Annotated in this window: 22 protein-coding genes; 4 read left to right on the forward strand and 18 right to left on the reverse strand. The window is 49.0% G+C overall.

The genetic code is table 11. The features are described 5' to 3' along the window. Positions 1-66: 66 nt before the first annotated feature. The 3 genes from ACTF7Q_RS06045 to ACTF7Q_RS06055 form a co-directional block, all read right to left on the reverse strand. Positions 67-972, reverse strand: coding sequence for an ABC transporter permease (locus tag ACTF7Q_RS06045; RefSeq protein ID WP_438996979.1), 906 nt, complete (start codon positions 970-972; stop codon positions 67-69). A gap of 68 nt (positions 973-1,040) precedes the next feature. After that, on the reverse strand, positions 1,041-2,027 hold the full coding sequence (locus tag ACTF7Q_RS06050) for an ABC transporter permease (protein ID WP_438996958.1): 987 nt from the start codon (positions 2,025-2,027) through the stop codon (positions 1,041-1,043). Positions 2,028-2,079: 52 nt separating this feature from the next. After that, a complete protein-coding gene (locus ACTF7Q_RS06055) occupies positions 2,080-3,663 on the reverse strand; it encodes an ABC transporter substrate-binding protein (RefSeq protein WP_438996959.1) in 1,584 nt (527 codons plus the stop codon). Between the two features lie 360 nt (positions 3,664-4,023). Between ACTF7Q_RS06055 and ACTF7Q_RS06060 the strand changes: the two genes are divergently transcribed. Continuing rightward, complete coding sequence (locus tag ACTF7Q_RS06060) at positions 4,024-4,566, forward strand: 2OG-Fe(II) oxygenase (protein ID WP_438996960.1); 543 nt, start codon at positions 4,024-4,026, stop codon at positions 4,564-4,566. 27 nt (positions 4,567-4,593) lie between these two features. Here the strand turns inward: ACTF7Q_RS06060 and ACTF7Q_RS06065 are convergent, their stop codons facing one another. The 8 genes from ACTF7Q_RS06065 to ACTF7Q_RS06100 all read right to left on the reverse strand — a co-directional run bounded on the left by ACTF7Q_RS06065 (position 4,594) and on the right by ACTF7Q_RS06100 (position 13,352). Next, positions 4,594-4,992: a phosphate-starvation-inducible protein PsiE gene (locus tag ACTF7Q_RS06065; protein WP_438996961.1), complete on the reverse strand. Its 399-nt coding sequence runs from the start codon at positions 4,990-4,992 to the stop codon at positions 4,594-4,596. A 296-nt stretch (positions 4,993-5,288) separates the two neighbouring features. After that, complete coding sequence (locus ACTF7Q_RS06070) at positions 5,289-5,972, reverse strand: GntR family transcriptional regulator (RefSeq protein WP_438996962.1); 684 nt, start codon at positions 5,970-5,972, stop codon at positions 5,289-5,291. A 3-nt stretch (positions 5,973-5,975) separates the two neighbouring features. Then, positions 5,976-6,899: an aminotransferase class IV gene (locus tag ACTF7Q_RS06075; protein WP_438996963.1), complete on the reverse strand. Its 924-nt coding sequence runs from the start codon at positions 6,897-6,899 to the stop codon at positions 5,976-5,978. Positions 6,900-6,910: 11 nt separating this feature from the next. Continuing rightward, the gene (locus ACTF7Q_RS06080; protein ID WP_438996964.1) at positions 6,911-7,681 is read right to left on the reverse strand and encodes an amino acid ABC transporter ATP-binding protein; all 771 of its coding nucleotides are present in this window, start codon (positions 7,679-7,681) and stop codon (positions 6,911-6,913) included. 2 nt (positions 7,682-7,683) lie between these two features. Continuing rightward, positions 7,684-8,349: an amino acid ABC transporter permease gene (locus ACTF7Q_RS06085; RefSeq protein ID WP_438996965.1), complete on the reverse strand. Its 666-nt coding sequence runs from the start codon at positions 8,347-8,349 to the stop codon at positions 7,684-7,686. Continuing rightward, positions 8,346-9,020, reverse strand: coding sequence for an amino acid ABC transporter permease (locus tag ACTF7Q_RS06090; protein ID WP_438996966.1), 675 nt, complete (start codon positions 9,018-9,020; stop codon positions 8,346-8,348). Before ACTF7Q_RS06090 ends, ACTF7Q_RS06085 begins: the two co-directional genes overlap by 4 nt. A gap of 15 nt (positions 9,021-9,035) precedes the next feature. Beyond that, positions 9,036-9,800: a transporter substrate-binding domain-containing protein gene (locus tag ACTF7Q_RS06095; RefSeq protein ID WP_438996967.1), complete on the reverse strand. Its 765-nt coding sequence runs from the start codon at positions 9,798-9,800 to the stop codon at positions 9,036-9,038. Positions 9,801-10,070: 270 nt separating this feature from the next. Further along, positions 10,071-13,352, reverse strand: coding sequence for an L-glutamate gamma-semialdehyde dehydrogenase (locus ACTF7Q_RS06100; RefSeq protein ID WP_438996968.1), 3,282 nt, complete (start codon positions 13,350-13,352; stop codon positions 10,071-10,073). A gap of 154 nt (positions 13,353-13,506) precedes the next feature. Here ACTF7Q_RS06100 and ACTF7Q_RS06105 point away from each other — a divergent pair, with 154 nt between their 5' ends. Then, positions 13,507-13,941 carry an Lrp/AsnC family transcriptional regulator gene (locus ACTF7Q_RS06105; RefSeq protein WP_438996969.1) on the forward strand — a complete coding sequence of 145 codons (435 nt, stop codon included), beginning with the start codon at positions 13,507-13,509 and terminating at the stop codon, positions 13,939-13,941. Between the two features lie 24 nt (positions 13,942-13,965). Here the strand turns inward: ACTF7Q_RS06105 and ACTF7Q_RS06110 are convergent, their stop codons facing one another. From ACTF7Q_RS06110 to ACTF7Q_RS06140, 7 genes are all read right to left on the reverse strand, one after another. Next, positions 13,966-15,480 carry a mannitol dehydrogenase family protein gene (locus tag ACTF7Q_RS06110; protein WP_438996970.1) on the reverse strand — a complete coding sequence of 505 codons (1,515 nt, stop codon included), beginning with the start codon at positions 15,478-15,480 and terminating at the stop codon, positions 13,966-13,968. After that, positions 15,468-16,241: an L-iditol 2-dehydrogenase gene (locus ACTF7Q_RS06115; protein ID WP_438996971.1), complete on the reverse strand. Its 774-nt coding sequence runs from the start codon at positions 16,239-16,241 to the stop codon at positions 15,468-15,470. The genes ACTF7Q_RS06110 and ACTF7Q_RS06115 overlap by 13 nt, the downstream gene beginning before the upstream one ends. Next, positions 16,238-17,242, reverse strand: a complete 1,005-nt coding sequence (locus tag ACTF7Q_RS06120) for an ABC transporter ATP-binding protein (protein ID WP_438996972.1) — start codon at positions 17,240-17,242, stop codon at positions 16,238-16,240. The genes ACTF7Q_RS06115 and ACTF7Q_RS06120 overlap by 4 nt, the downstream gene beginning before the upstream one ends. A gap of 9 nt (positions 17,243-17,251) precedes the next feature. Next, positions 17,252-18,082, reverse strand: a complete 831-nt coding sequence (locus tag ACTF7Q_RS06125; RefSeq protein WP_438996973.1) for a carbohydrate ABC transporter permease — start codon at positions 18,080-18,082, stop codon at positions 17,252-17,254. A gap of 10 nt (positions 18,083-18,092) precedes the next feature. Continuing rightward, positions 18,093-18,959: a carbohydrate ABC transporter permease gene (locus ACTF7Q_RS06130; protein ID WP_438996974.1), complete on the reverse strand. Its 867-nt coding sequence runs from the start codon at positions 18,957-18,959 to the stop codon at positions 18,093-18,095. A 110-nt stretch (positions 18,960-19,069) separates the two neighbouring features. Continuing rightward, positions 19,070-20,374, reverse strand: a complete 1,305-nt coding sequence (locus ACTF7Q_RS06135) for an ABC transporter substrate-binding protein (protein WP_438996975.1) — start codon at positions 20,372-20,374, stop codon at positions 19,070-19,072. A 122-nt stretch (positions 20,375-20,496) separates the two neighbouring features. Beyond that, entirely contained in the window at positions 20,497-21,528 is a 1,032-nt protein-coding gene (locus ACTF7Q_RS06140) for a LacI family DNA-binding transcriptional regulator (RefSeq protein ID WP_438996976.1), read from the reverse strand. Between the two features lie 173 nt (positions 21,529-21,701). Between ACTF7Q_RS06140 and ACTF7Q_RS06145 the strand changes: the two genes are divergently transcribed. Then, positions 21,702-22,334 carry a nucleoside/nucleotide kinase family protein gene (locus tag ACTF7Q_RS06145; RefSeq protein WP_438996977.1) on the forward strand — a complete coding sequence of 211 codons (633 nt, stop codon included), beginning with the start codon at positions 21,702-21,704 and terminating at the stop codon, positions 22,332-22,334. A 54-nt stretch (positions 22,335-22,388) separates the two neighbouring features. Continuing rightward, a complete protein-coding gene (locus tag ACTF7Q_RS06150) occupies positions 22,389-23,330 on the forward strand; it encodes a carbohydrate kinase family protein (protein WP_438996978.1) in 942 nt (313 codons plus the stop codon). Positions 23,331-23,612 lie beyond the last annotated feature (282 nt).

Here is a 23,612-nt window from a genome sequence, read left to right on the forward strand (position 1 = left end):
TTATTTCAACCCTGGATTCCCATTATTTCAACCCTGGATTCCCATTATTTCAACCTTGGATTCCCATTATTTCAACCTTGGATTCAAAGTGTCTTTCAACCAATCGCCAAGCAAATTGACCGATAGCGCCAAAGCCAGCAATGTCGCCGCCGGAAACAGTAAAATCCACCATTCACCCGAAAACAGAAAACTCTGACCAATACGGATCAAGGTGCCAAGGCTTGGCTCGGTTGGCGGCGCCCCAACACCTAGAAAGGATAAAGTGGCTTCGGCAATAATCGCCAGAGCAAGGGTGATCGTCGAAATCACAAAGACCGGCCCCAGCACATTTGGCAGAATATGACGCCACATGATCTGAATACGATTCAGGCCGATGATACGCGCCGCCTGCACATATTCCTTTTCCTTTTCCACCAGCGTTGTCGCCCGCACGGTTCGGGCAAATGGCACCCATTCGGACAGGCCAATGGCCAAGATCAGCACAATGACCGCCATTTCATCGCGCAGATCAGGTGGAATAACCCCGCGCATGACGCCAAAAATCAGCATCGCTGTCAAGATCGATGGAAAAGTCATCTGAATATCAGCACAGCGCATGATGACATTGTCAATCCAGCCGCCAACATAGCCTGCCAACAGACCAAGACTAACACCAATCCCCATCGCCAGCAAAACCGACATCAAACCAACAAACAGCGAAATCCTGAGACCATAGATAATCGCCGATAGCAGATCCCGACCCTGATCATCGGTGCCTAGCAGAAACACCTCACCCGTAAAGGCATTCGGTTCCATCGGCGGGGTAAAGCCGTTCATCAGATTTATCGATGTTGGATCGAAAGGATTGCTTGGCGCGACAAAGGGTGCCATCACAGCAACAAAAATCAACAGTGCCACAACAAGCGATGCAATGATCGTTATAGGCGCCCGGCGGTAATCAAAGAAAAAGTCACTATCCAGAAAGCGTGACATGCGAGATGTTTCTTGGCGAGATATTTCTTGGCGAGATGCTTTTTGGCGAGATGTTTTTTTGGTTTCGCTCATGATCCACCTCTGTTCAGCGGATCCTGTTTGATGCGCGGATCAATAAGGAAATACAGCATATCGACAATGAAATTAATGATAACAAATAGGGTGCCAACAAGAAGCAGATAGGCTGACATAACCGGCACATCAACAAAATATACAGCATTGATAAACATCAAACCTACCCCCGGCCATTGAAAGACCGTTTCGGTGATGATGGCAAAGGCAACGATCGAACCAATCTGCAGACCAGCTACCGTAGTCACCGGAACCAGCGTATTTTTGAGCGCATGACGGAACAGTATCATTCTTTCGGTTAGCCCACGGGCACGCGCAAATTTAATGAAATCCTGACGCAGGACTTCAAGCATCTCCGAGCGCACCAGCCGCATGATCAACGTCATCTGATAAAGCCCTAGCGTCACTGCCGGCAGAATTATCGATTTAAGCCCAGATAGGCTAAGAAGCCCAGTTTCCCAAGCACCGAGCATGATCGTATCACCACGCCCGAAAGACGGAAGCCAGCCAAGCTCGACTGCAAATAGCCAGATTAATAACACCCCGATCAGAAAGGTCGGCAAAGACACACCAATAAGCGAAGCTGTCATAATGAAATGCGCTAAAAAACCCTGTCGCCGAACCGCCGTATAAACGCCAAGAATAACGCCAAAAAACAACGCAAAAAAGGCAGATACAAAGGCCAGTTCCAAGGTCGCTGGCAAACGTTCGGCAATCAGTGACGATACCGGTTCTGCCGTACGATAGGAAATACCAAATTCACCACGCACAGCATTCCAGATAAAGCGGCCATATTGGACAATCACCGGATCATCTAATCCCATCCGGTCAATCAATTCATTGCGGTCTTCAACAGTCGCTTCCTGGCCCAGGATATTATCAACAGGGTCGCCGACAAAACGAAAGATACAGAACGAAATCAATGCCACAAGTAATAGCACAAAAATCGCCTGATAAAGTCGGCGGAGCAGAATAATCAACATGACGGAAACCGGTATCTAAAAGGAGGCGGAAACCCGCCTCCTTTAAATTATCTTAGTTAAAAGACAGATATTTGAAATGCGGCTGGTCTTCTGGCTGGACATCAAATTTGATGCCGTCTTTCATGCCCCAGTTCAACACCTGGTTGTGGATCGGAAGATATAGCTGGTCTTCTTGAATCTGCGCCCAGATTTTACCGATAGTGGCATCACGCGCATCAAGATCAGTTTCAGATTCCAAGCTGACAATCATGTCATTCACAGCGGCATTATCATACCCAGTGTTGTTCCATGAGCCACGCTTTTCGGTGGTGCCATGCACAAGAAAGTTGAAAATGTAATGCGAGTCAAATGTTGGAACGCCCCACCCCAGCATATAGAACTCGGTGGTCTTGTTCTTGATCATCGGGAAATGCTGGGCTTTTGGTTTGGCGTCAAGATTTACCTTGATACCAATCTGACCAAACATGCCAACCGCAGCCAGACATATTGCTTCGTCATTAATGTAGCGGTCATTCGGGCAGTTCAATGTGATCGAAAATCCATCAGAATATCCAGCATCAGCCAACAGCTTTTTCGCAGCTGCCACATCATGAGCCGGGATTTTATCAAGCTCGGCTGTCCAGCCATTGACGAAAGGCGGCATGATAACATTTGTTGGTGACGACTGTTCACGCATGACGACTTTCTTGATCGCATCACGATTGATGGCGATGTTCATGGCACGGCGCACACGTACGTCCGCAAACGGGTTCTTGCCATCGACATTATCTGTCTTCAGGTCAGCAAGACCACTATTCATACCAAAGAAGATCACGCGGTTTTGCGCCGCTGTCTCAACTTTCAGACCTGACTGGCTACCAACTCGCTCTAGATCCTGCACCGGCACATCCTGAATAAAATCGACTTCGCCTGACAGCAAAGCGGCAACACGGGTCGCCGCCGACTGGATAGGCGTAAAGATGATCTCGCTAACCTCAAGCGGGAATGTACCTTTACCCCAATAAGCCGGATTGGCTGTCAATACGGTCTTTTGATCAGGCGTGCGGCTGGTCAGAACAAACGCACCTGTTCCATTGGTGTTCTGTGATGCGAATGTGGTTTCGCCCGCCGCAACATTCTGCGGGGCAGACGCGCCATTCGATTCAGTCCAGCCGCTATCCATCATGAACAGATTGGTCAGATTATTGATCAGCAATGGGTTTGGACCGTTAGTTTCCATATCAATCGTATAGTCATCAACCTTACGGACATCTTTGACGCTGGTCAGCAATTCTTTCATAGCCGAAGTTGGCATCATCGCCCGTTTAAAGCTGTACACCGCGTCATCAGCATTAAAATCAGCGCCATCGTGGAATTTCACGCCCTTGCGCAAGCTAAAGCGCCAGACATTCGGATTATCTGCCAGTGCGTTCCAAGATGTGGCAAGACCCGGTGTGATCTGGCCAGCCATGTCACGCTGTAAAAGCGGCTCATATATCTGATGCGCCAGCGTATGCGTAGGCCCTTCATTCTGGGCATGTGGATCAAGGGTAAGCGAGTCGCCAGAGCGCGCCCAGCGAAGCGTTTGTGCATTGGCAGCCGAAATCGCCATGCCAGTAATGGCCGCGACAACGATACCTGTTTTTAGAAATTTCATTATTCTCTCCCAAAGTCTTTGATGCAAATTTCACTCACTACTTTTGCGCTTTGGGGAGCGCTTTACAAGCGATTTATTATTTAGATCTTATTTTCCGATAGTTAGCGCCGGAAATGCACAGCAAAGACAGTAATGCACCTTTTAGAGACCCTATATCAAGCCAGTTCAGATTAGCTGAGTTCTGACCAGTCTTGGAAATAACCAGTCTTGGAAATAACCAGTCTTGGAAATAACCTGTCTTGGAAATAACCAGTCTTGGAAATGACAGGTGAAAGCGATATTGTGCCTCATCATTTGAACTAGACGCTGCCATAAATGAAGGACATGCCGTAATGCCACGTATAAAAGTGAAACCCAGCAATGCGTGAGTTATACCAGCTATGGACATCGACACTGACCAGCGCCCAAATCGATAGCATCACCACTGCCGCCCTGTGCCAGCCCGCCCGCGATGCGACCATCTTTTCGACTGCCGAATCCATGCAAGATATACGAAGCAGCACTATCCGCTGGGTGCCAGATCAATGGGTGCAGGATCTGCTGTGGAGCTATGTCCAGCAGGCCAATGACAAGGCTTTTGACGTTGATGTGCAGAATGATGCCGAGATACAATTCACCGAATATCACGCCGCCCAAGCGGGGCATTATGACTGGCACCATGATGTGCAGTGGAACGGATCAAGCCAATCTGACAGGAAATTGTCGATTACGGTTCAGCTTAGTGACCCGTCAGAATATGAAGGCGGCGTGTTTGAATTTGATGACGTCAAAACAAATGCCGATTTTACATCCAAAGGCACTATCCTGATTTTCCCATCTTATCTTCGACACCGGATTCGCCCGGTTACTAAGGGGACAAGACGGTCATTAGTCGCCTGGTTCGGCGGACCCCGATGGCGATAGATGGCGATAGTCTGGCTATAGACGCCCCTAAACATCGCCCTCGTCATTCTGGTATCGATATTGGTTCGCTGGCCGGTAACGCACAACCAGACAACCAAGTGCAATAATCAGAATGGCACCAGCTTCATAAACCAGCGTGATCGGATCCATTTCCTTGCCCTGAAGAATAATCAAACGCGCCAGTGCGGTCATCGCAATGAATAATGGCAAGGTGATTGGAATGCGGTTGCTGGCAAAGAAAATCCCGATCATACCTAGCACCTCGGTATAGATAAACAGCAACAGCAAATCGGCAAGATTAACTTTGCCTGCTTGGTAGATGATGTTTATTTCCTGTAGCGTGGCAATGACCGTCAGGATGGCGATCAAGGTCAACAGACCTTTTTCAATATATTTGATTCCGATTGATATCTTCTTCTCAAACATAAGCACCACCTTTAAAACTTTTTGAATTTGATATGCCTGCGGTCAGATGTTTCTAACGCGCATAATCTGATCCCTATGGTTAATGACTGTACAGCCAAGGTCAACCCTCACTTTAAAATACGTCTTGATACGTGATGATCAATCACGCCCGCTGAGTTGGATCATCAATGGGTACCGTAAATCCTAGCTGAAACTGCCTTTTGGTCAGCGCCATGGGTAGGCTTTAATTGAAATGGTAAAGCTGGTGACGTGGATGACTATTAGCTAATCGCCAAAGCCCCCATCGGTCATATGCCTTAAAGACCCACGTAATCTTCCAGCTGGTCAACGCCGCGGCGCATATGGCTTTCAATTTCTTTGCGCATCAATTCGAAATCATCACACATAGCCAGCGTTAGATAGTTTTCGTGCGCGTCCTCTATGGGGCCTGTCCGGCCATGCGCACGTTGATGAAGCGCAAGATAGAGTTGTAAGCGACCCGCCACACGTTGCCAGCTTTCCAAAAGCAATTTATGGCCACAGCGCTCATATACAAGTGAATGAAGCCCTACCTCGGCCTCACTTGACGCCACATGATCGCCTATCTTGAGCGTGTCCATCAATCGCGAATGACGCGATTCCAGTTCTTCGGCAAAAGCGTGATCGCGTTTGTCCCAAATTTCCTGAAACGCAAGGGTTTCCAGTGCCGTTCTAAGAGAATAAATCTCGCGTACATCCATTACAGATAATTTTATAACGCGGGTTCCCGTAAAGGGTACTGAATGAATCAGACCTTCGGTTGCTAATTGCGCCATGGCCTCGCGCAATGGACCACGACTCACCCCAAACCTAGATGCAAGTTGGGTTTCGGTGATTTGCGTACCGCCTTCGATCTCACCGCTTAAAATTGCGCGCTTGAGATTAGAGACAATCTGCTCACAAAAGGTTTCCCGCCGAATAGGCAAGAGCATGTCTGCATCTTTTTTAACTGAACCATGCATAAGCTATGTATCCTGTTCACGTTGCATCAACCAGTCATGATAAGCTGCGCTTACAGACGCGGTAACCGGCCCTGGAACGCCTGCCCCAATCACCCTACCATCCATTTTAACCACTGGAGTCACGCCGCCAAGTGTGCCTGTGACAAACATCTCATCAGCGGAATAGCACTCGGCAAGCGTAAAGTCTTTTTCCTTCGCTGTCTCACCTTGCGCTTGCCAGCCATCAATGACAGCGCGTTGTGTTAGACCCTTAAATGAAAACTGACCGGTCGATGTCCAAATTTCACGTCCACGGATAATAAATAAATTGGTGGAATTGCAACTGGCAACAAAGCCGCGCGGATCAAGCATAACAGCTTCATCAGCACCCGCATTTATGGCCTGAATCAAAGCCTGAATCAAATTAAGCCGACTATGCGAATTCAGCCGTAAATCAAACACATCAGGGCCACTGGTTCGAAACGTAGAGGTGAATAGTATCAGACCCTTTTGCTTTGATTCTGGGCGCGGTGTCTTGAACTCGGCCACAATGATCAGCGTTGCTTTACCAATGACAAATCGTGGATCCTGATTAGGTGTGCTTTTCAGCCCACGTGAAATCATAAGACGAATATGAACGCCATCATGCATATCATTGGCTTTTAGCGTTTCATTTATGGCCTGTTTCAATTCTTCACGACTACGCCCGATATCGAGCGCAATCGATGTCGCCCCTTCAAACAACCGGTCAAGATGCGCCTCAAGCTGAAAAATATGCCCATTTTTCAGTCGTAACCCCTCCCATATGCCATCGCCCAACACAAAGCCACTGTCAAAGACAGATATGCTGGCCTCATGCCTAGGGACAAGCGCACCATTAACATAGACAAGCACGTTTTCATTTCGCGGATCGGGAAGATAACCTTGGGCACTGGATTGATTAGACATGATGGGCCTTGTCAAAATTGAAAACGTTGGTGATCGGCTAAAAACTGCTGGGTTAGGTGGCCTTTCGGGTTTTTCAGCACCTCATTAGGTGTTCCCGTTTCATAGATGCCTCCATCTGCCAAAAATACGATACGATTGGCTACATGATAGGCAAACCCAATTTCATGGGTAACAAGAAGCATCGTTCTACCCTCATTCGCCAGCTGTTCGATAACGCCTAGAACTTCGCCAACCAGATTAGGGTCAAGCGCTGATGTTGGTTCGTCAAAAAGCAAAATTTCCGGATTCATCGCCAAGGCACGAGCGATTGCAACACGCTGCTTCTGACCTCCAGACAGATGCGATGGATAGGCGTCTGCCTTATCCTCAAGACCAACGCGCCTTAGCTCACCTATGGCCAAGGCTTTCGCTTCTGATTTGTTCATCCCACGAACCGTCACAAGACCTTCACTTACATTGCCAACTACAGTCATATGCGGAAACAAATTAAATTGTTGAAAAACCATACCGACGCGCTGGCGTAACGCGCATAGATCCTTTTCTTTATATGCTTGTCCATTGGCCTGACCCGTCGCCAAGCTAATATTGCCAAATTCAATCAAGCCCTGATCAGGTTTTTCCAACGCATTAATACAGCGCAGTAATGTACTCTTTCCAGACCCGGAAGCACCTATTATTGCGATACGGTCTCCTGCCATAACTTGCAGATCAACACCGGAAAAGACTCTGTTTTCGCTGAATGATTTTCCAAGACCGGACAGTTTGAGTAATGGTTGCGTCATACCTAATCACTCCTCGAAAGATGACGCTCGACAGCGTAGGTTACACGAACCAAGGGATACAATATTATCATAAACAGAGCGGCCACAACAGTGTAGACCTCAAGGGGGTTGAAGTTGAGCGACGCAATCAATTTGCCTTGCTGGAGCATTTCGACATATGCCACAACCGAAGCCAATGTTGACATCTTGAAAATTTCTATCCCCCTGTTGGTCAATGCGGGCACGATGCGCCGTATAGCCTGAGGTAAGACAATCCTGCGCAGAACTTGTAGTCCGTTCATGCCGATGGCTTTTGCCGCCTCCCACTGGCCTGGTTCAATCGACTGTATGCCGCCACGGTAAATTTCTGCCGAATATGCCGCCGAATTCAATGAAATGCCTAAAATGGCGGCGGTAAAGGGACTGATCTCAACAGGCGCGAGGATTGGCAAGGCATAATAGAACCACAATATCTGCACAAGCACGGGCGTATTGCGAAAAAACTCGACAAAGGCTGTTGATGCCCATCGAACAGCTTTGGTTCGCGACCGTCGTCCAAGCGCTACAAGCAAGCCAAGACTCATCCCCAAAATCAAACAGACTATGAACAACCGAAGCGTGCCACCAAGCCCCACTGCCAAAGCCCACCAATTGTCAAAAACACTCTGAAAATTCCAGTAATATGTCATAGTGAAAATTCCCCCGAACGGGTAAGGCGCCGTTCGAAGCGTGAAGCTAGGAAGCTGAAAATTGAAATGGTCACAAAGTAAATCAGCGCCACCACTGTAAAGACTTCAAGCGGGCGGAATGTTTTCTGCGCAAGTTCATTGGCCTGAAACAACAGATCAGCGTATGACACTGTCGCCACAAGCGTTGTGGTTTTCATCAATTCGATCGAACGTTCCATCATCGAGGGGAACATGCGTTTGACAGCTTGCGGCAGAATAATGCGGCGCATCGCCTGATTATAACGCATGCCGATTGCTTTGGCGGCTTCCCATTGACCATGTTCAATCGATACGATACCAGCGCGAAATATTTCAGCAAAAAACGCACCACTTTGAATGGTGAATGTAAGTGCCGCGGCAAGAAAGGGTGTCATCTCTATTGCCAGCACAATAGGCAAGCCAAAGAAGAACCAGAATAGCTGAACCAGAGGCGGCGTGGTGCGAAACACCTCAATAATTACATCTGCGGGAAACCTTACCCAACGGCGGGATGACAAACGCGCAAAAGCCAAGACAAGGCCAACCACAAGCCCCCCTGACAAGGCCGTCGCCGTCAACACCAAAGTGTTACGGAAACCGGCAAGTAAAAAACCAGTTTCCGTTAATACAGGTATAAAGTCCCATTCATACATAGGATTTGAACAGGGCTATAGAAGTTCTTTGACGATGGCGGGAGCCGCTTTTGGATCCAACCCGAAACCACTTAGAAAATCTTCATACCAAGTCTGAATTTGACGTGTTTCATACCAACTCTTCAATTGGCCATCGACAAAATTTACAAATTCGGTATCGCCCTTACGAACCGCGGCACTGGTTGGATTCGACTTTGTCGGTGTTGGCACAACAATCTTGCCACGACCCAAACGCTTGCGCGCGGCAATCAATGGCGGATGGAACAAGCAGACAGCGTCAACGCGGCCTGACTGGAAAGCGGCAATAGCTTCGGTATTACCCGGATAACGCTGAATATCTGCATTACCAGTATTTTCGGTCAGAAACGCATCCATGCTGGTGGCCTGAGGCACAGAAATCTTAATTCCTGCCTTATTTAGATCCTGCCAGCTTGATACATCCAGATCTTCTCTTGCCATAACGGCAAGTGAATAGAACAACAATGGTGATACCGGAAAGTCAGCCGCTTCTTTCCGTTTTGCCGTCGCATCCAACACAAACATAATGTCGATCTTGTTGCTCTGCAACGCGGCAACAGCCGTGCCCCAGGTAACCTCGACAGGCTCAAACTCAACACCAAGCGCGGCCGCCATGGCCATGCCTGCTGAGACACCAACTCCAGATGTCCATTTGCCAGTGGCTGGATCTTTCGAATACCAAGGCGGTGCCTGCGTAACGCCTACTCTTAAAGAGCCGCGTGATTTGATTGACGACATTGATCCTGCAGCGAATGCTGGCATTACTCCTGATAGACCAATTGCTGCAACAGTTGCACTAGCAGCCATTGTAAATGATCGGCGATTGAGCTTCATGAGCTGTCTCCTTTCCCTCAGATTTATTTTGTTTCGACCTTAATAATATACCTAATCATAGGTGTTTGACGATTGTCAACAATCATCAATTCAAACATTCTGACGCCAACGGCCAGCATGAAATATTTTTGGCGCACAAATGACCGACGCAACATATCAATAGCGCATTGGCAAACCCCAGAGCTAAAACCACAAACCCTAACGCATCAGCAGATCGATATTGCCACCTGATGCGGTCATATCACGGCAGACATGCTTTTCCTGTTGAAGCCAGACATGGCCGCCCTGATCGGTGATGAGAGGAATCACCCGCCGACATGAATAATGCAGCGCCTTGCGCAATACCGCCAGATCGACATGATGATCGGCCAGCGTCATCACGGCGTCAAAATCGCCACTATCCGGGATCACCACCACCTCTTGCACCTTATTGCCATAGTCACGTGCGATCTTTGATAGGCGGACACGGGTTTGCGCATCAGGATGACAGACAAGCACCGCAGCATGACGCGGCATGACGCTATAGCTGTTACGCTCACCTGACGGCCCTGGAAGCAGCACCGGAGATAACATCGCATCACCACTATGACCCATTTCAGATTCCATCGTGAAAGCACGAAGATAGGCGCGCCCCCCAGCCTTTGGCCCGGTTCCCGATAACCCATGCCCGCCAAAAGGCTGCGCGCCAACAACGGCTCCAATCTGATTACGGTTTATATAGACATTGCCAACATTGATCATGTCGCTGACAGCTTTGATATTGGCATCAATGCGGCTATGTATGGCAAAGGTTAGCCCGTAACCAGATTTGTTTATTGCCTCAACGACCTTGGCCTCGTCACCGGCCTTATAGGTGGCGACATGCAAAACCGGACCAAAAATTTCACTTTCCAGACTCTCGATCCCAGCAAGCTTGATAATCGATGGCGCACAGAAACACCCCGAAGCGGGCGCTGTACCTTGCCAGATCAGACGACCATCATGCCGTGCCGCGGCCACATGCTGATCGATCCGCATTTTGGCATCCTGATCGATAATCGGGCCGATGTCGGTGTCCATATCGGCGGCATCACCAACCTTTAGCATCGCCGCCGACGCCCTGATCATGCTAATTAAATCGGCGGCAATATCGTCCTGAATATAGAGTATCCGCAACGCGGAACATCGTTGTCCTGCCGAGCGGAAAGCCGAGGTCAGAATATCATCAACAGCGCGTTCAAGCAGAGCTGAAGCATCAACAATCATCGCGTTTAGCCCACCTGTCTCGGCAATAAGCGGCGCATGAGGCTTGTCCGACTGGGCGATAGCTCCCTCGATAATCTTGGCGGTCGCGGTTGAGCCGGTAAAGACCACCATATCGGCCTGTCCCGCTTTGGTCAGCATGTCCCCAACCGCACTGCCACCACATAACATATGCAAGGCATCGTCTGGCACTCCGGCTTGATACATCAGCGAGATGGCCAAAGCCGCAATCCGCGGGGTTTGTGCGGCAGGTTTTGCCAACACCGCATTACCAGCCGCCAAGGCCGCCACGACCTGTCCAGTAAAAATAGCCAGTGGGAAATTCCAAGGCGAAATCGCAACAACCGTGCCCCGCGCTCGGGAATTGGCACCTAACTGCCGCGTCTGCACAGCATAATAGCGACAGAAATCAACCGCCTCACGCACTTCACCCACGGCATCGTCAATGGTTTTGCCCGCTTCATGCACAAGCAGATGATAAAGCCTGGTTGCCGCCTGCTCATATTTATCAGCAATGCGATCAATAATGTCAGCACGCTGTGATGCTGGTAGATGCGGCCATGACGCCTTGTCAGCCTGACCAAATGCGATGGCGACATCTTCACGGTTTGCTTCATCTGGTCGGGATGGCATATCAGGTGACGCGATAGCTTTGGCAAAGCCACGCACAGACTCGACATCTTCTTCATCAAATCCACGACTGTTTTTGCGTAATGGTGCAAACATCTGCGCGCCTGTTGCCAGTGAAGACTTAGCGTTATCGATCTTCATATAGGGATCAGTTACTAAATCTTCGATACCAACCTGAACATCCGCCAACTTGTTCATAAAGGAAGAACTCGCGCCATTTTCCAGAATCCGGCGTACAAGATAGGCAAGCAAATCTTGATGACAGCCCACCGGCGCATATACACGAAGCGGTGCCGAGGCGATGTTCCTAAGCTCATTATGTATCGCATCACCCATACCGTGAAGCTTCTGCAACTCATAGGAGGTTGGTTTGATGCTATGTGCCAGATGGGTAACCGCCGCCAGCGTATAGGCATTATGGCTAGCAAATTGTGGCAGGAAATGCTGGGACGCTGTCATCAGGCGTTTTGCATGTGCCAGATAAGCCAGATCCGTGTGATTTTTTGACGTATAGACAGGAAAATCAGCAAGCCCCTTTTCCTGGGCAATCTTGATTTCCGTATCCCAATAAGCGCCTTTGACCAGTCTTACAGGTATGCGGACAGCATGACATTGTGCCTGATTGGCTAGCCAATCAATAACGGGACCAGCATGGCGGGCATAGGCCTGAACCACAATGCCCATGCCAGACCAGCCACGTAATTGCGGATGCGCCAACAGACGCTCAAAAACATACAAGCTAGGTTGCAGCCTGCCATATTCTTCAGCATCGATGGTCAGTGGGATATTATGCCGACGCGCCGCTAGTGCCAATTGCACCACCCTGTCGGTCAGCGCATCACAGCTGGCTGGCCAGTAACGGGTTTGCAACCGGCACGATAATGCAGACAGCTTGACCGACACACCGCTATTGTGATTGACGTCATCTGCCTTGGCCTTGGCGCCAGCACAGGCAATAGCATGCGCATAGGCGGCAAAATAGCGATCGCAATCTTCAGCCGAGCGCGCGGCTTCGCCCAGCATGTCGAAGGAATATAGCGTATCAGTATCATTAAGATGTATGACAGCCGCTTCGATGGTTTCGGCAAAAACAAATTGCCCACCCATCTGCCGCATGGCGGTTTCAATCGCACGGCGCACAGCCGGAACACCCAGCTTTGACACCATGGCTTTGAGCCCCTTTTCACGCTGTCCCCGGACAATACCACTGGCCAATTCAAGCGCTGTTTCCATACCCCGAACAAAGCCGGTGGCATCAGCATCAAGCCAATGCCCCGAAGCTAGTTTATCAAAAATCAGAAAATCACGCGTCGCCGCATCAGGAACACGAAGCAAGGCTTCCGCCATTTCCATGATCATGCGCCCCTCGGCAGTAGATAATTTATAGACCGCCATTATCTTTTCTGCTGAAAACAGGCTGCCAGCATCGCGCGCCACAGCGGCAATCTGTCGAGCCTGTTCGAGCACAGTGTCGCGGCTTATGTTATCCAGAACCGGATTGTGCAAGAAACCAGACACAAGCACATCCACATCGGGCATCGGCGCCACTGTCGGAAAGACGCCCGCACCCCATGATATATCGTCTAATACAGAATGTACGGCGTGCATATTTATCCCCTATAGCTTTGGTTTACCTCCTATCTTACCAAGAATAGTGTTTTTCTTTATCCTGTATTTATGTATATAACAGTATTTAATTCTTATTTTTACGTGTTTATTTTATTAATATTCTTTATTTTTACAAATTACAGGATAAATTACCGTGGATCTAATTGACCGTAACATTCTTGACCGGCTGGCCATAGACAGCAAAACAACGCTAAAAGCCTTATCTGATGAAGTGGGCTTATCCCCATCGCCATTACAGGCACGGATCAAAAAGCTCGAAAAGGAAGGCTTTATCCGTGGCTATGTCGCGCAGTTAGATTTTGCCAAAATAGATCAGGATCATGTCGCCTTTATTCAGGTCACTTTATCCGACACGCGCGCCGAAGCGCTGGCGGCCTTTAACGCTGCCGTCCGGCAACTCAAAACCGTTGAACAATGCCATATGATTGCTGGTAATTTTGATTATCTGTTGAAAGTCCGCACCCGTGATATTCGTAGCTATCGCATCGAATTGGCCGAAAAGATTTCATCCCTGCCCCATGTCGCGTCAACATCAACCTTTGTATCGATGGAGACGGTCTGCGAGTAACGACTGGCTGGGGTGTCTGGGGTGTTAAGTCTGTTCCAAATAAAGCTGGAGCGTCGATTCAACACCGTTTTCATAGATATGTTTCAACCATTTCGCAAAGGCATCCGCAAAGCGTGCATGCTGACCAAGGTCACCATATATCTGTTGCATTTCAAGCCAGACTGACGGGTTCTGCCGCGCCGCCGCCGCTTTGTCTGTGAGCATGTCCCAAATTGGGTCATTAGCCTCTATCTGGCTTCCATTTTCACGAGTTCCCTCACACATACGTGCCCATAATGCTTCGACAAGCGCCAACCCTTCGATCGGGTGCCCTGAGGCCAAGCCATCACGAATTGTCGGTATAATAAAACCGACATGACGTGCCGAGCCATCAAAGGCAACGCGCCGCACCGTATCAATAATAGCATCATTAGCGAACCGCCTATCAATCAGATCCAGATATTCGAGTACCGGACTATCAGGCAAAGGATCGACATGGGGAATTATTTCGTCGGTAAGCACCTTCCTGAACATCGCATGAATAAGCGGGTGCGCCATTGCATCAGAGATATTTTCAACGGCTAAAATCTCGGCCACATTTGCCAGCACCTGATGGCCGCCATTCAGAACACGTATTTTTCGTGCCTCATACTGGTGTACATGATCCGAAAATTCCGCGCCCACAAGGCTCCAGTCAGGGCGGCCCGCGCAAAATGAATCTTCGATAACCCATTGTCGGAAATTTTCATGCGTCACTGGCACATCATCTTCTATGCCAAAAGCGCGTACACGTTGAAGTTCGGCAGGGCCTGTCGCCGGCACAATGCAATCGACCATCGAATTTGGAAAAGAACAATGATTGTCAATCCAGTTGGCAAGATCCGCATCGCTAAGTCGCGCCAGACCAACAACGGCCTGTCTTAATATCGTGCCATTCGCCTGTAGGTTATCACAGCTTAAACCGGTGAAAGGGCCAACGCCATTGTCACGCCGCAGACGCAGTGCAGCGACTATGGCGCCAAAGGCAGTGCGGGGACGATCTGGGTTTTCAGCATCATAGATAATCTCAGGATGCGTAAGGTCCAATCCCTGATTAGCTGGATCAAGGTAATAACCACCTTCGGTTATCGTTGTTGTGACAATCCTTATTCTGGGATCAGCCATGGTCTGAATAAGCGACTTGTTATCGGCATCAACTGGCAAAAAGTCCAGCATCGCTCCCGTGACCTCGGTTGCCTGCGCGCCTAATGGGTCAAGCTCAATCAATGTGGTTAGGCAATCCTGTCCCAGCAATTTTTCACGCATAACCGCATCATGTTCACGCACACCAGCCCCAATGATCGCCCAATCCAAAGCCTGGCCTTGTTGCATGAGGCGGTGCACATACCATGCAAGATGCGCGCGGTGGAAATTACCAACACCTATATGCACGATACCTGGCGTCAAACAGGTACGGTCATAATGCGGGCGCATAACATGCGCTGGCAACGCGTCTAGGGTATTGTTATTCAGGCTCGTCATACTGGTTTTACGGGAAGAAAGATCCATTAACTCATCCATTGTCCACCATCTACATTATAGGTTTGCGCCACAATGTAGTCAGCTTCTTTACTTGCTAGAAAGATTGCCATGCCAGCCAGATCCGCAGGACGCCCCATTCTGCCAAAGGGCACAGCGGCGCCAACTTCTTGTTTTTTCTGGCCTGGCTGTTTGTTCTCATATTTTACAAAAAAGGCGTCAACACCATCCCAATGTTCGCCATCGACCACCCCTGGTGAGATCGCATTCACATTGATCCTATGCTCGATCAGGTTCATTCCGGCGGATTGCGTCAATGAGATGATCGCGGCCTTAGTCGCACAATAGACCGCAACCAACGGTTCACCGCGCCGTCCTGCTTGGCTGGCCATATTAATGATTTTTCCACCTTTTCCGCGCGCAATCATATGCCGAGCAACAGCTTGCATTGTAAATAGCGTACCAGCGACATTGATATCAAATACCTGCTGGTAATCATCACGCGTGATGTCGGTGATTGGTGCGGCGGTAAAAATTGCCGCATTATTGATAAGAATATCAATACCGTCAAATGCCGCTACAGCCATGTTTACACCTGCGTCAATACTCGCCTGATCTGTCACATCCATCTCGATAGCAATCGCCTGATCGCCAAGACGTATTGCGGCTTCATGAGCGCGCTCACTATTAATGTCAGCTATGGCAACCCGCGCACCTTCATTGATATAGGCCTCAGCGAAATGAAGCCCAATCCCCCGCGCCGCGCCTGTAATCAGCGCTGATTTGCCAGCCAGACGTTTCATGTCAACCGCAATCCCTGTTCATCAAATCTATGCAGATGCGTCAAGTCGGGTGAAAGGTAAACCGTAGCCCCATAGGACAACTGCAATTCACCACTGGCACGTATCGTCAAGGTTTCCGAAAAGGCCGGACACTCTACATGAACGAAGGTGTCAGACCCCAGATGTTCAGTTACGCCAACAACGCCTTCCCAATCACCCGACGTGGATGAAATGGCGATATGCTCAGGCCGAATTCCGATGGTATGCGCCTTATGTTTCAAAGCCTCTTTACCGCCAAGAAGATTCATCTTGGGCGACCCAATAAAGCCAGCAACGAATGTATTACATGGTGAATGATATAGCTCTAACGGGCTTCCCACCTGTTCGATCACGCCAGCTTGCAACACCACAATTTTGTCTGCCATAGTCATCGCTTCAACCTGATCATGCGTCACATAGATCATCGTGGTCGCTAGCCTTTTATGAAGCTCGCTTATCTCTAGCCGCATCCCAACCCGAAGCGCCGCATCAAGATTCGATAAAGGTTCATCAAACAGGAATGCCTTTGGTTCCCGCACAATGGCTCGGCCAATGGCAACACGCTGGCGCTGACCACCTGATAGCTGGCCAGGGCGGCGATCAAGATAATCAGTAAGGTTCAGAACTTTTGCCGCCTCTTCGACCCGGCGCGCCTGCTCTGCCTTGTCCATACCTGCCATGCGCAGGGGAAAGCTAATATTCTTGCGCACAGACATATGCGGATAAAGCGCATAGGACTGAAAGACCATGGCCAAACCACGTTTGGATGGCGGGTTTATCGTTGCATCCTGACCGTTAATCAGAATCTGTCCCGCTGTCACATCCTCAAGCCCAGCAATCAATCGCAAAAGCGTAGATTTGCCACAACCAGACGGACCGACAAATACGACGAACTCGCCTTCATCAATTTGCAAATCAAGTGGCGGAATAACTTCGACATTACCAAAATGCTTTGAAACCTGTTTGAGTTGTATCTGTTTCATATCTGTTTCCTATTTTACCGCCCCGAAGGTCAGACCGCGCACAAGTTGTTTCTGGCTAAACCAGCCCATAATCAAGATTGGTGCGATGGCCATAACCGAGGCCGCACTTAGCTTTGCATAAAAAAGCCCTTCTGGACTTGAATAGCTGGCTATAAAGGCCGTTAGCGGTGCCGCTTTGGCGGCCGTTAGATTCAAGGTCCAGAACGCTTCATTCCAGGCCAGAATAATGTTCAGAAGCATAGTCGAAGCAATACCTGGTATGGCCATTGGCGTGAGGACATAAAGCAATTCTGAGCGTAAAGTTGCCCCATCCATGCGCGCCGCCTCAAGGATCTCATTCGGGATTTCCTTGAAGTAGGTATAAAGCATCCAGATGATGATCGGCAGGTTAATCAGCATCAAAATAACGACCAGCCCAATCCGGCTATCAAGAATACCAAGCTCAATAAACAATAGATAAATCGGGTATAGAACACCAACAGCTGGCAACATTTTTGTCGATAGCATCCACATCAGAATACCGCGCGTCCGTCGTGAAGGGACAAAGGCCATAGACCAGGCGGCGGGGACAGCAACAAGAATACCAACAAGTGTTGAACCAACGGCGATAATCACTGAATTGTTAAAATGCTTGAAATAGTCAGATCGCACCTGCACCACAGCATAGCTTTCAAGCGTCCATGCCGAAGTTAGCACTTCGATGGGTGTCCTGATCGCATCACCTTCGGTCTTGAAGGACAGAACGATAATCCAAAGAATGGGAAAGAAAATCACAATCCCTATGGTCCATGCGATAATGGTCGTGATCAGTTTTCGATTAGTGGTAATGGTGCGAGCCATATTTATCTCCTCACCTGTCCAGATTCTTGCCAACGATGCGCATCAAGAAGATGGCAATAATATTGGCTAAAATAATTGCATAAACCCCGCCTGCCGAACCAAGCCCCACATTCTGGCTTTCAAGAACCCGCTGAAAAATCAGATAGGTCAGTGTTTTGGTGCCAAAGGCGCCAGCAGTTGTAACGAAGATTTCGGCAAAAATAGATAAAAGAAAAATTGTCTTAATCAACACCACAACGGTGATGGCACGCGAAAGATGCGGCAAGGTTATAAAACAGAACCGATTAAACGGTCCCGCGCCATCCATTTCTGCCGCCTCGCGTTGCTCTGAATCGAGAGATTGAACCGCCGTTAATAATATCAATGTCGCAAAGGGTAACCATTGCCAGCTGATAATCATAATAAGCGAGGGTAATGATGCCTGGCTAAGCCATTGGATCGGTTCAGCCCCAAAGGCGCGCCAGAGATGGGCAAAAAAACCATTCACCGGATCCATAAACATATTCTTCCAGACAAGTCCCGATACGGTCGGCATCACAAAAAATGGCGCGATCACAAGTATCCGAACAATGCCCTGACCCCACATAGGCTGATCCAGAAGCAAGGCCAATAAAATGCCAAGGGTGATTGTTATAATCAAAACCCCACCGACAATGATCAAGGTCGTTGCCACAGCCGGCCAGAACGAGCTGGAAGACACAAAACGCACATAATTGTCGAAGCCAACCCAGCCTAGATCACCGCCACGTAAAGGCAGATATTTCTTGAATGAGAAATATAACGTCATAACCAGGGGAATAAGCATCCAGCCCAGAAGCAATATCGTCGCTGGCGCTATCATCAATCTGGCAGCTGATCGGGAATGTTGGGTAGCCAAGGTGCGCCTCCTAATTTGATGGGATCACTTCCTCGGGCGAGGTGTTAATGGCACCATAATCAGTTCGGGTGCGCAAGGGGCGACATGCACCGCCCCTTGCAGATATTAGCCTAGCGGTAGCCAGCAGCTTCCATTGCGTCATTGGTCAAAGCCTGCGCTTTGGCCAATGCCTCAGCAACACTCTGCTGACCAGCATAGGCCGCGGAGAATTCCTGACTGACTTCAGTTGCAATGCCAGCAAATTCAGGAATTGCCGCAAACTGAATACCAACATAAGGGCTCGGATCGACGGTCGAGTTGTTTGGATCGGCCGACAGGATTGAGTCCAATGTCATCTGAGCAAACGGAACATCCATGTAGTTTGGATTCTTATAAAGTGATGTCCGCGCGCCTGGAGGTACATTTGCCCAACCTTCTTTTGACGCAACCAACTCAATATAACCGTTTGAAGTGGCCCATTCGATGAACTGCTTGGCAGCATCAACCTTTTGCGTGCCAGCCGGAATTGCCAACGCCCATGCCCACAACCAGTTAGAGCGAACGCCCATACCATTGTCAGGTGCCAACGCGAAGCCAACTTTGTCAGCTACAGTTGAATCCTTTGGGTTGGTCACGAAAGATGCCGCAACAGTGGCATCAATCCACATGCCACATTTACCTTGCTGGAACAAAGACAGGTTCTCGTTAAAGCCGTTTGTGGCAAAACCTGCAGGACCTGCATCATTCATCATGTTGACGTAGAAGTTAAGTGTGTCTGACCATTCACGTGTATCGAACTGAGCATTCCAGTTTTCATCAAACCAGCGCGCACCGAATGAATTTGACATTGCTGTGATGAAAGCACCGCCCTCACCCCAACCGGCCTTACCACGAAGGCAAATACCGTTAATGCCGTTATCACGATCTGTCATTTCACGAGCCGCTTTGGCGATGAACGACCATGACGGTGCTTTTGGCATCGTCAGACCGGCTTTTTTCATCAGATCGGTTCGGTACATGATCATCGAGCTTTCACCATAGAATGGTGCCGCATAAAGAGTACCATCATGGCTCAGGCCACCAGCCATGGCAGGCAGGATGTCACCAGCGTTATAATCAGCACTTAGATCATCAAGAGGAACCAACCAGCCACTCTTGCCCCAAATTGGGGTTTCATACATGCCGATTGTCATGATGTCGAAAGCACCACCTTTGGTGGTGATGTCAGTCGTTACGCGCTGACGTAGCACGTTTTCTTCCAAAGTCACCCACTCAACAGTGTGACCTGTCTTAGCTGTAAAATCATCAGTAAGACCCTGCATACGGATCATGTCACCATTGTTAACAGTTGCAATGGTAAGTGTATCTGCATACGCAACGCCTGACGCCATAAGCGATGCCGCCGCTGCCGTACAAATTAGTTGTTTCAATCGCATTGTCTTCCTCCTAGGTATATTACTCACAGGAAAGTGAACACTATAATATTTGCCCGCGTCAATATAAATTTAACGCGCGTAAATAAATGTTTTTTCTGTTGCTGTTATTTGATGTGGCTTTTCTAGGCAGAACCACGCATTATGAGGCGCGCGGCAAATAATCTTTCTTCACGGTTATTTAGTTTGCCGCCAGCTTCAATCAGCTGAAATAATGTTTCGACAGCATGATCCGCTACCGATTCATAATCATGCGCCGCCGTTGTCAAAGACGGGCAGGTGAAGCGCGAATAAGGATGGTCATCATGCGATGCCACCCGAATATCACAAGCCTCGTCGCGGCCAACAGTGACGCCTAATTCATGACAGGCAGACAGGAATCCGATTGCCAGACGATCATTGCTGCACAAGACGGTTTTGGTAGGCAGTAATTTATCGCGCAGGACCTTCAAAGCGCCCTGACGACCAATTTCCTCAAACCCCCACCCCATGCCATCAATTTTGACAATATGCGGCTCAAGATCGAGGCGTCGCATCATTTCAAGATAGGCATGTCGCCGCTTATTGGCGTTTGGATTGGCTGGATCGCGCATCTCGAAGAAACAGGGGACATTCCCCGTTCTGCTTAGATATTCGACAGTCTGAGACACAAAACTAAAATTATCCGAACCAACAAAGGCGGCGCCAACGCCCTCAATATTACTGTCAAATAAAATGGTTGGCACATCACGACAAAATTGCTCGACATATTTTCGATCAGAAGCTCGGCCCAAAGGTGCCAGCAACACACCGGCAGGTTTCAGTGATCGCAATGTATCAAGAATCGCATTTTCCAAGCCCTGTTCACCATGCGAAGAAAACAAAGTTGGCGTAAAGCCAGCGTCGATACAGCGGCGCTCCAACACCCGGGCTATCTCGGCAAAAAACGGATCCGCAAGATAGGGAACAACAATACCAATATTCTTAGTCAGGCGCCGATTCTGATTCATCGCATAGATATTTGGACGATAATCATATTCCTTCAAAGCGGTTTCAATCTTGTTGCGCGTCGTTGATCTCACACTATCAGGGTCATTAAAATATTTTGAAATTGTCGGGCGCGAAATACCGCTTAAGGTGGCAAACTCCTCCATATTTCTAATTTTTTGATGGCTCATCAAATCATTCCAATTCACTATTGTGCCGCAGAGACACTTGACAAATATGCACCCCTTGTCGCATCCAATATTAACGCGTGTAAAGTTCAGCGCAAGTTAAGTTTGTACCTTTTAGTCAACTTTACATCCTAATATGAAGGTTAGGCATAAGCGGAAGAGGCGGATAAAGTACGATGTTAATTGATACAAATCCACACATCACCGACATCAATAAAGTGGTGGCAGAGATCACAGCGCGGGCATCCAATACGTCATTGCTTACAGTGGCGATCGCGGGCGCCCCTGGCAGTGGCAAGTCCACCCTTGCCGCAGACATGGCATCAAAGCTTGGGGACATTTGCTGTATCATTCCAATGGATGGCTTTCATCTGGATAATGCAACATTGACGGCGCATGGCCTTCTATCTGTTAAGGGCGCGCCTGAAACTTTCGATCTGGCTGGCTTTTCACATTTGATCGAGGCGTTAAAAAATGGCAGCACACAGCAATTTCCCACTTTTGACCGCGATCAGGATAGCGTCATCGACAATGGCGGCACGGTGCCTGATACAGTTTCAATTTTGCTTTTTGAAGGTAATTACCTGTTATTTGACGAACCAGGCTGGGTTGATCTGGCCGATACATGGGACGCCAGCATCTGGCTTGATGTATCAGAGGCTGTTCTGGAGGAGCGCCTGATCCAACGCTGGCGTGATCAAGGCATGTCCCCCGAAGCCGCCAAAGCCCGGGCACAGATGAATGATCTTGCCAATGCTAGACGGGTGCTAGAAAAAGCAATGCCCGCAACATGGGTCATATCAAATTGAGATAATAAGCCAGAAATGCTGTAGTGAGGGCAAAGCCCGTTTAGGAGTGTAAAGATGATTGCTGTTGGCGGAGAAAACCTGATTGATCTTGTGTCGGGAAAGCATACAGATGATGAACAGCCGCATTATCTAGCAATACCAGGAGGTGGCCCGTTTAATGTCGCTATGGCTGCTGGCCGGCAAGGTTGTGACGTGACCTATGTAACGCCCATCTCGATAGATGCGTTTGGCGATCTTTTGGCAGCGCGCCTGATTGAAAGCAATGTAGCGGTCGCCGCGCCGCGTGTGCAACAACCCACATCACTGGCTGTTGTTTCGCTCACGGCTGATGGTGTGGCGTCCTATAGCTTTCATCGCAATGGCACAGCCGAGCGACAGGTCACGCGCGAAACACTCGCCAGCCATGTGCCATCAGAGACAAATATCTTTCATATTGGTGGCTTGGCACTGATTGAAGGCGATGACGCAGAGGCCTGGAAAGCCGAGTTCCAGCGCTGTAAAGATGCCGGGATTCTGACCTCGCTTGATCCCAATGTACGACCCGCCCTCATCCATGACCGGAGCCAATATGTTGCGCGTTTGCATGAATTGATGAACAGTGCCGACATCGTGAAACTCAGCGATGAAGATTTGCATTGGTTATACCCAGACCGGCCACTCGAACAAGCGCTGGCTGATTGCCGCGCTGATTGCAATGCGGCTTTATTTATCCTGACCCTTGGCGCCGCGGGCGCACGTGGCTTTGTTGAGGCTGGTGACGTGCATGTGCCATCCGCCACAATCGACATAATGGTTGATACGGTCGGTGCTGGCGATACCTTTATGGCCACAATACTCAGATGGATTATTGAAACCGGCCGCATCACCCCAGAGACGCTAGGCACAACTGATATTGACGCTTTGACAACAGTCTTATCAGCGGCGGCAAAAGCCGCTGCGCTAAATTGCGAGGAAAGTGGCTGCAACCCGCCCTGGCGCAATCAATTGGCGGATTGAGCTAATGATCAAAAATTATATAGCGGAGTTTTAACTTACGCTTAGCTATCGCCCCTATATAATCAAGCTCTGGGCGGGTTTTGTTGATTATCACCAGTCAATTATTAACCAATTTGGATTAGCATTAACTTACGTCTAGAGTTAGATTAACTGCATCTTTGTCGTTTGAAATTTAGAATATTTGATAGCCTAAGCCGTCTTTAGCAAGACACAAATCAACCACCTGTTTTAAATCGCGAGCATTAATGTAATAGCCCCCAAATCAGTTTTGAAGCGCAATAG

The organism is Puniceispirillum sp. (SeqCode), from assembly GCF_965657105.1.
Lineage (GTDB): Bacteria > Pseudomonadota > Alphaproteobacteria > Puniceispirillales > Puniceispirillaceae > Puniceispirillum.

Coding starts and splice junctions, on each gene's coding strand:
- ACTF7Q_RS06065 (WP_438996961.1), bottom strand. CDS start 4,992: ATGTTTGAGAAGAAGATATCAATCGGAATCAAATATATTGAAAAAGGT.
- ACTF7Q_RS06150 (WP_438996978.1), top strand. CDS start 22,389: ATGATTGCTGTTGGCGGAGAAAACCTGATTGATCTTGTGTCGGGAAAG.
- ACTF7Q_RS06095 (WP_438996967.1), bottom strand. CDS start 9,800: ATGCCAGCATTCGCTGCAGGATCAATGTCGTCAATCAAATCACGCGGC.
- ACTF7Q_RS06135 (WP_438996975.1), bottom strand. CDS start 20,374: ATGCGATTGAAACAACTAATTTGTACGGCAGCGGCGGCATCGCTTATG.
- ACTF7Q_RS06055 (WP_438996959.1), bottom strand. CDS start 3,663: ATGAAATTTCTAAAAACAGGTATCGTTGTCGCGGCCATTACTGGCATG.
- ACTF7Q_RS06125 (WP_438996973.1), bottom strand. CDS start 18,082: ATGGCTCGCACCATTACCACTAATCGAAAACTGATCACGACCATTATC.
- ACTF7Q_RS06110 (WP_438996970.1), bottom strand. CDS start 15,480: ATGGATGAGTTAATGGATCTTTCTTCCCGTAAAACCAGTATGACGAGC.
- ACTF7Q_RS06080 (WP_438996964.1), bottom strand. CDS start 7,681: ATGACGCAACCATTACTCAAACTGTCCGGTCTTGGAAAATCATTCAGC.
- ACTF7Q_RS06090 (WP_438996966.1), bottom strand. CDS start 9,020: ATGTATGAATGGGACTTTATACCTGTATTAACGGAAACTGGTTTTTTA.
- ACTF7Q_RS06145 (WP_438996977.1), top strand. CDS start 21,702: ATGTTAATTGATACAAATCCACACATCACCGACATCAATAAAGTGGTG.
- ACTF7Q_RS06140 (WP_438996976.1), bottom strand. CDS start 21,528: ATGAGCCATCAAAAAATTAGAAATATGGAGGAGTTTGCCACCTTAAGC.
- ACTF7Q_RS06075 (WP_438996963.1), bottom strand. CDS start 6,899: ATGTCTAATCAATCCAGTGCCCAAGGTTATCTTCCCGATCCGCGAAAT.
- ACTF7Q_RS06045 (WP_438996979.1), bottom strand. CDS start 972: ATGTCACGCTTTCTGGATAGTGACTTTTTCTTTGATTACCGCCGGGCG.
- ACTF7Q_RS06085 (WP_438996965.1), bottom strand. CDS start 8,349: ATGACATATTACTGGAATTTTCAGAGTGTTTTTGACAATTGGTGGGCT.
- ACTF7Q_RS06115 (WP_438996971.1), bottom strand. CDS start 16,241: ATGAAACGTCTGGCTGGCAAATCAGCGCTGATTACAGGCGCGGCGCGG.
- ACTF7Q_RS06050 (WP_438996958.1), bottom strand. CDS start 2,027: ATGTTGATTATTCTGCTCCGCCGACTTTATCAGGCGATTTTTGTGCTA.
- ACTF7Q_RS06120 (WP_438996972.1), bottom strand. CDS start 17,242: ATGAAACAGATACAACTCAAACAGGTTTCAAAGCATTTTGGTAATGTC.
- ACTF7Q_RS06100 (WP_438996968.1), bottom strand. CDS start 13,352: ATGCACGCCGTACATTCTGTATTAGACGATATATCATGGGGTGCGGGC.
- ACTF7Q_RS06070 (WP_438996962.1), bottom strand. CDS start 5,972: ATGCATGGTTCAGTTAAAAAAGATGCAGACATGCTCTTGCCTATTCGG.
- ACTF7Q_RS06060 (WP_438996960.1), top strand. CDS start 4,024: ATGCGTGAGTTATACCAGCTATGGACATCGACACTGACCAGCGCCCAA.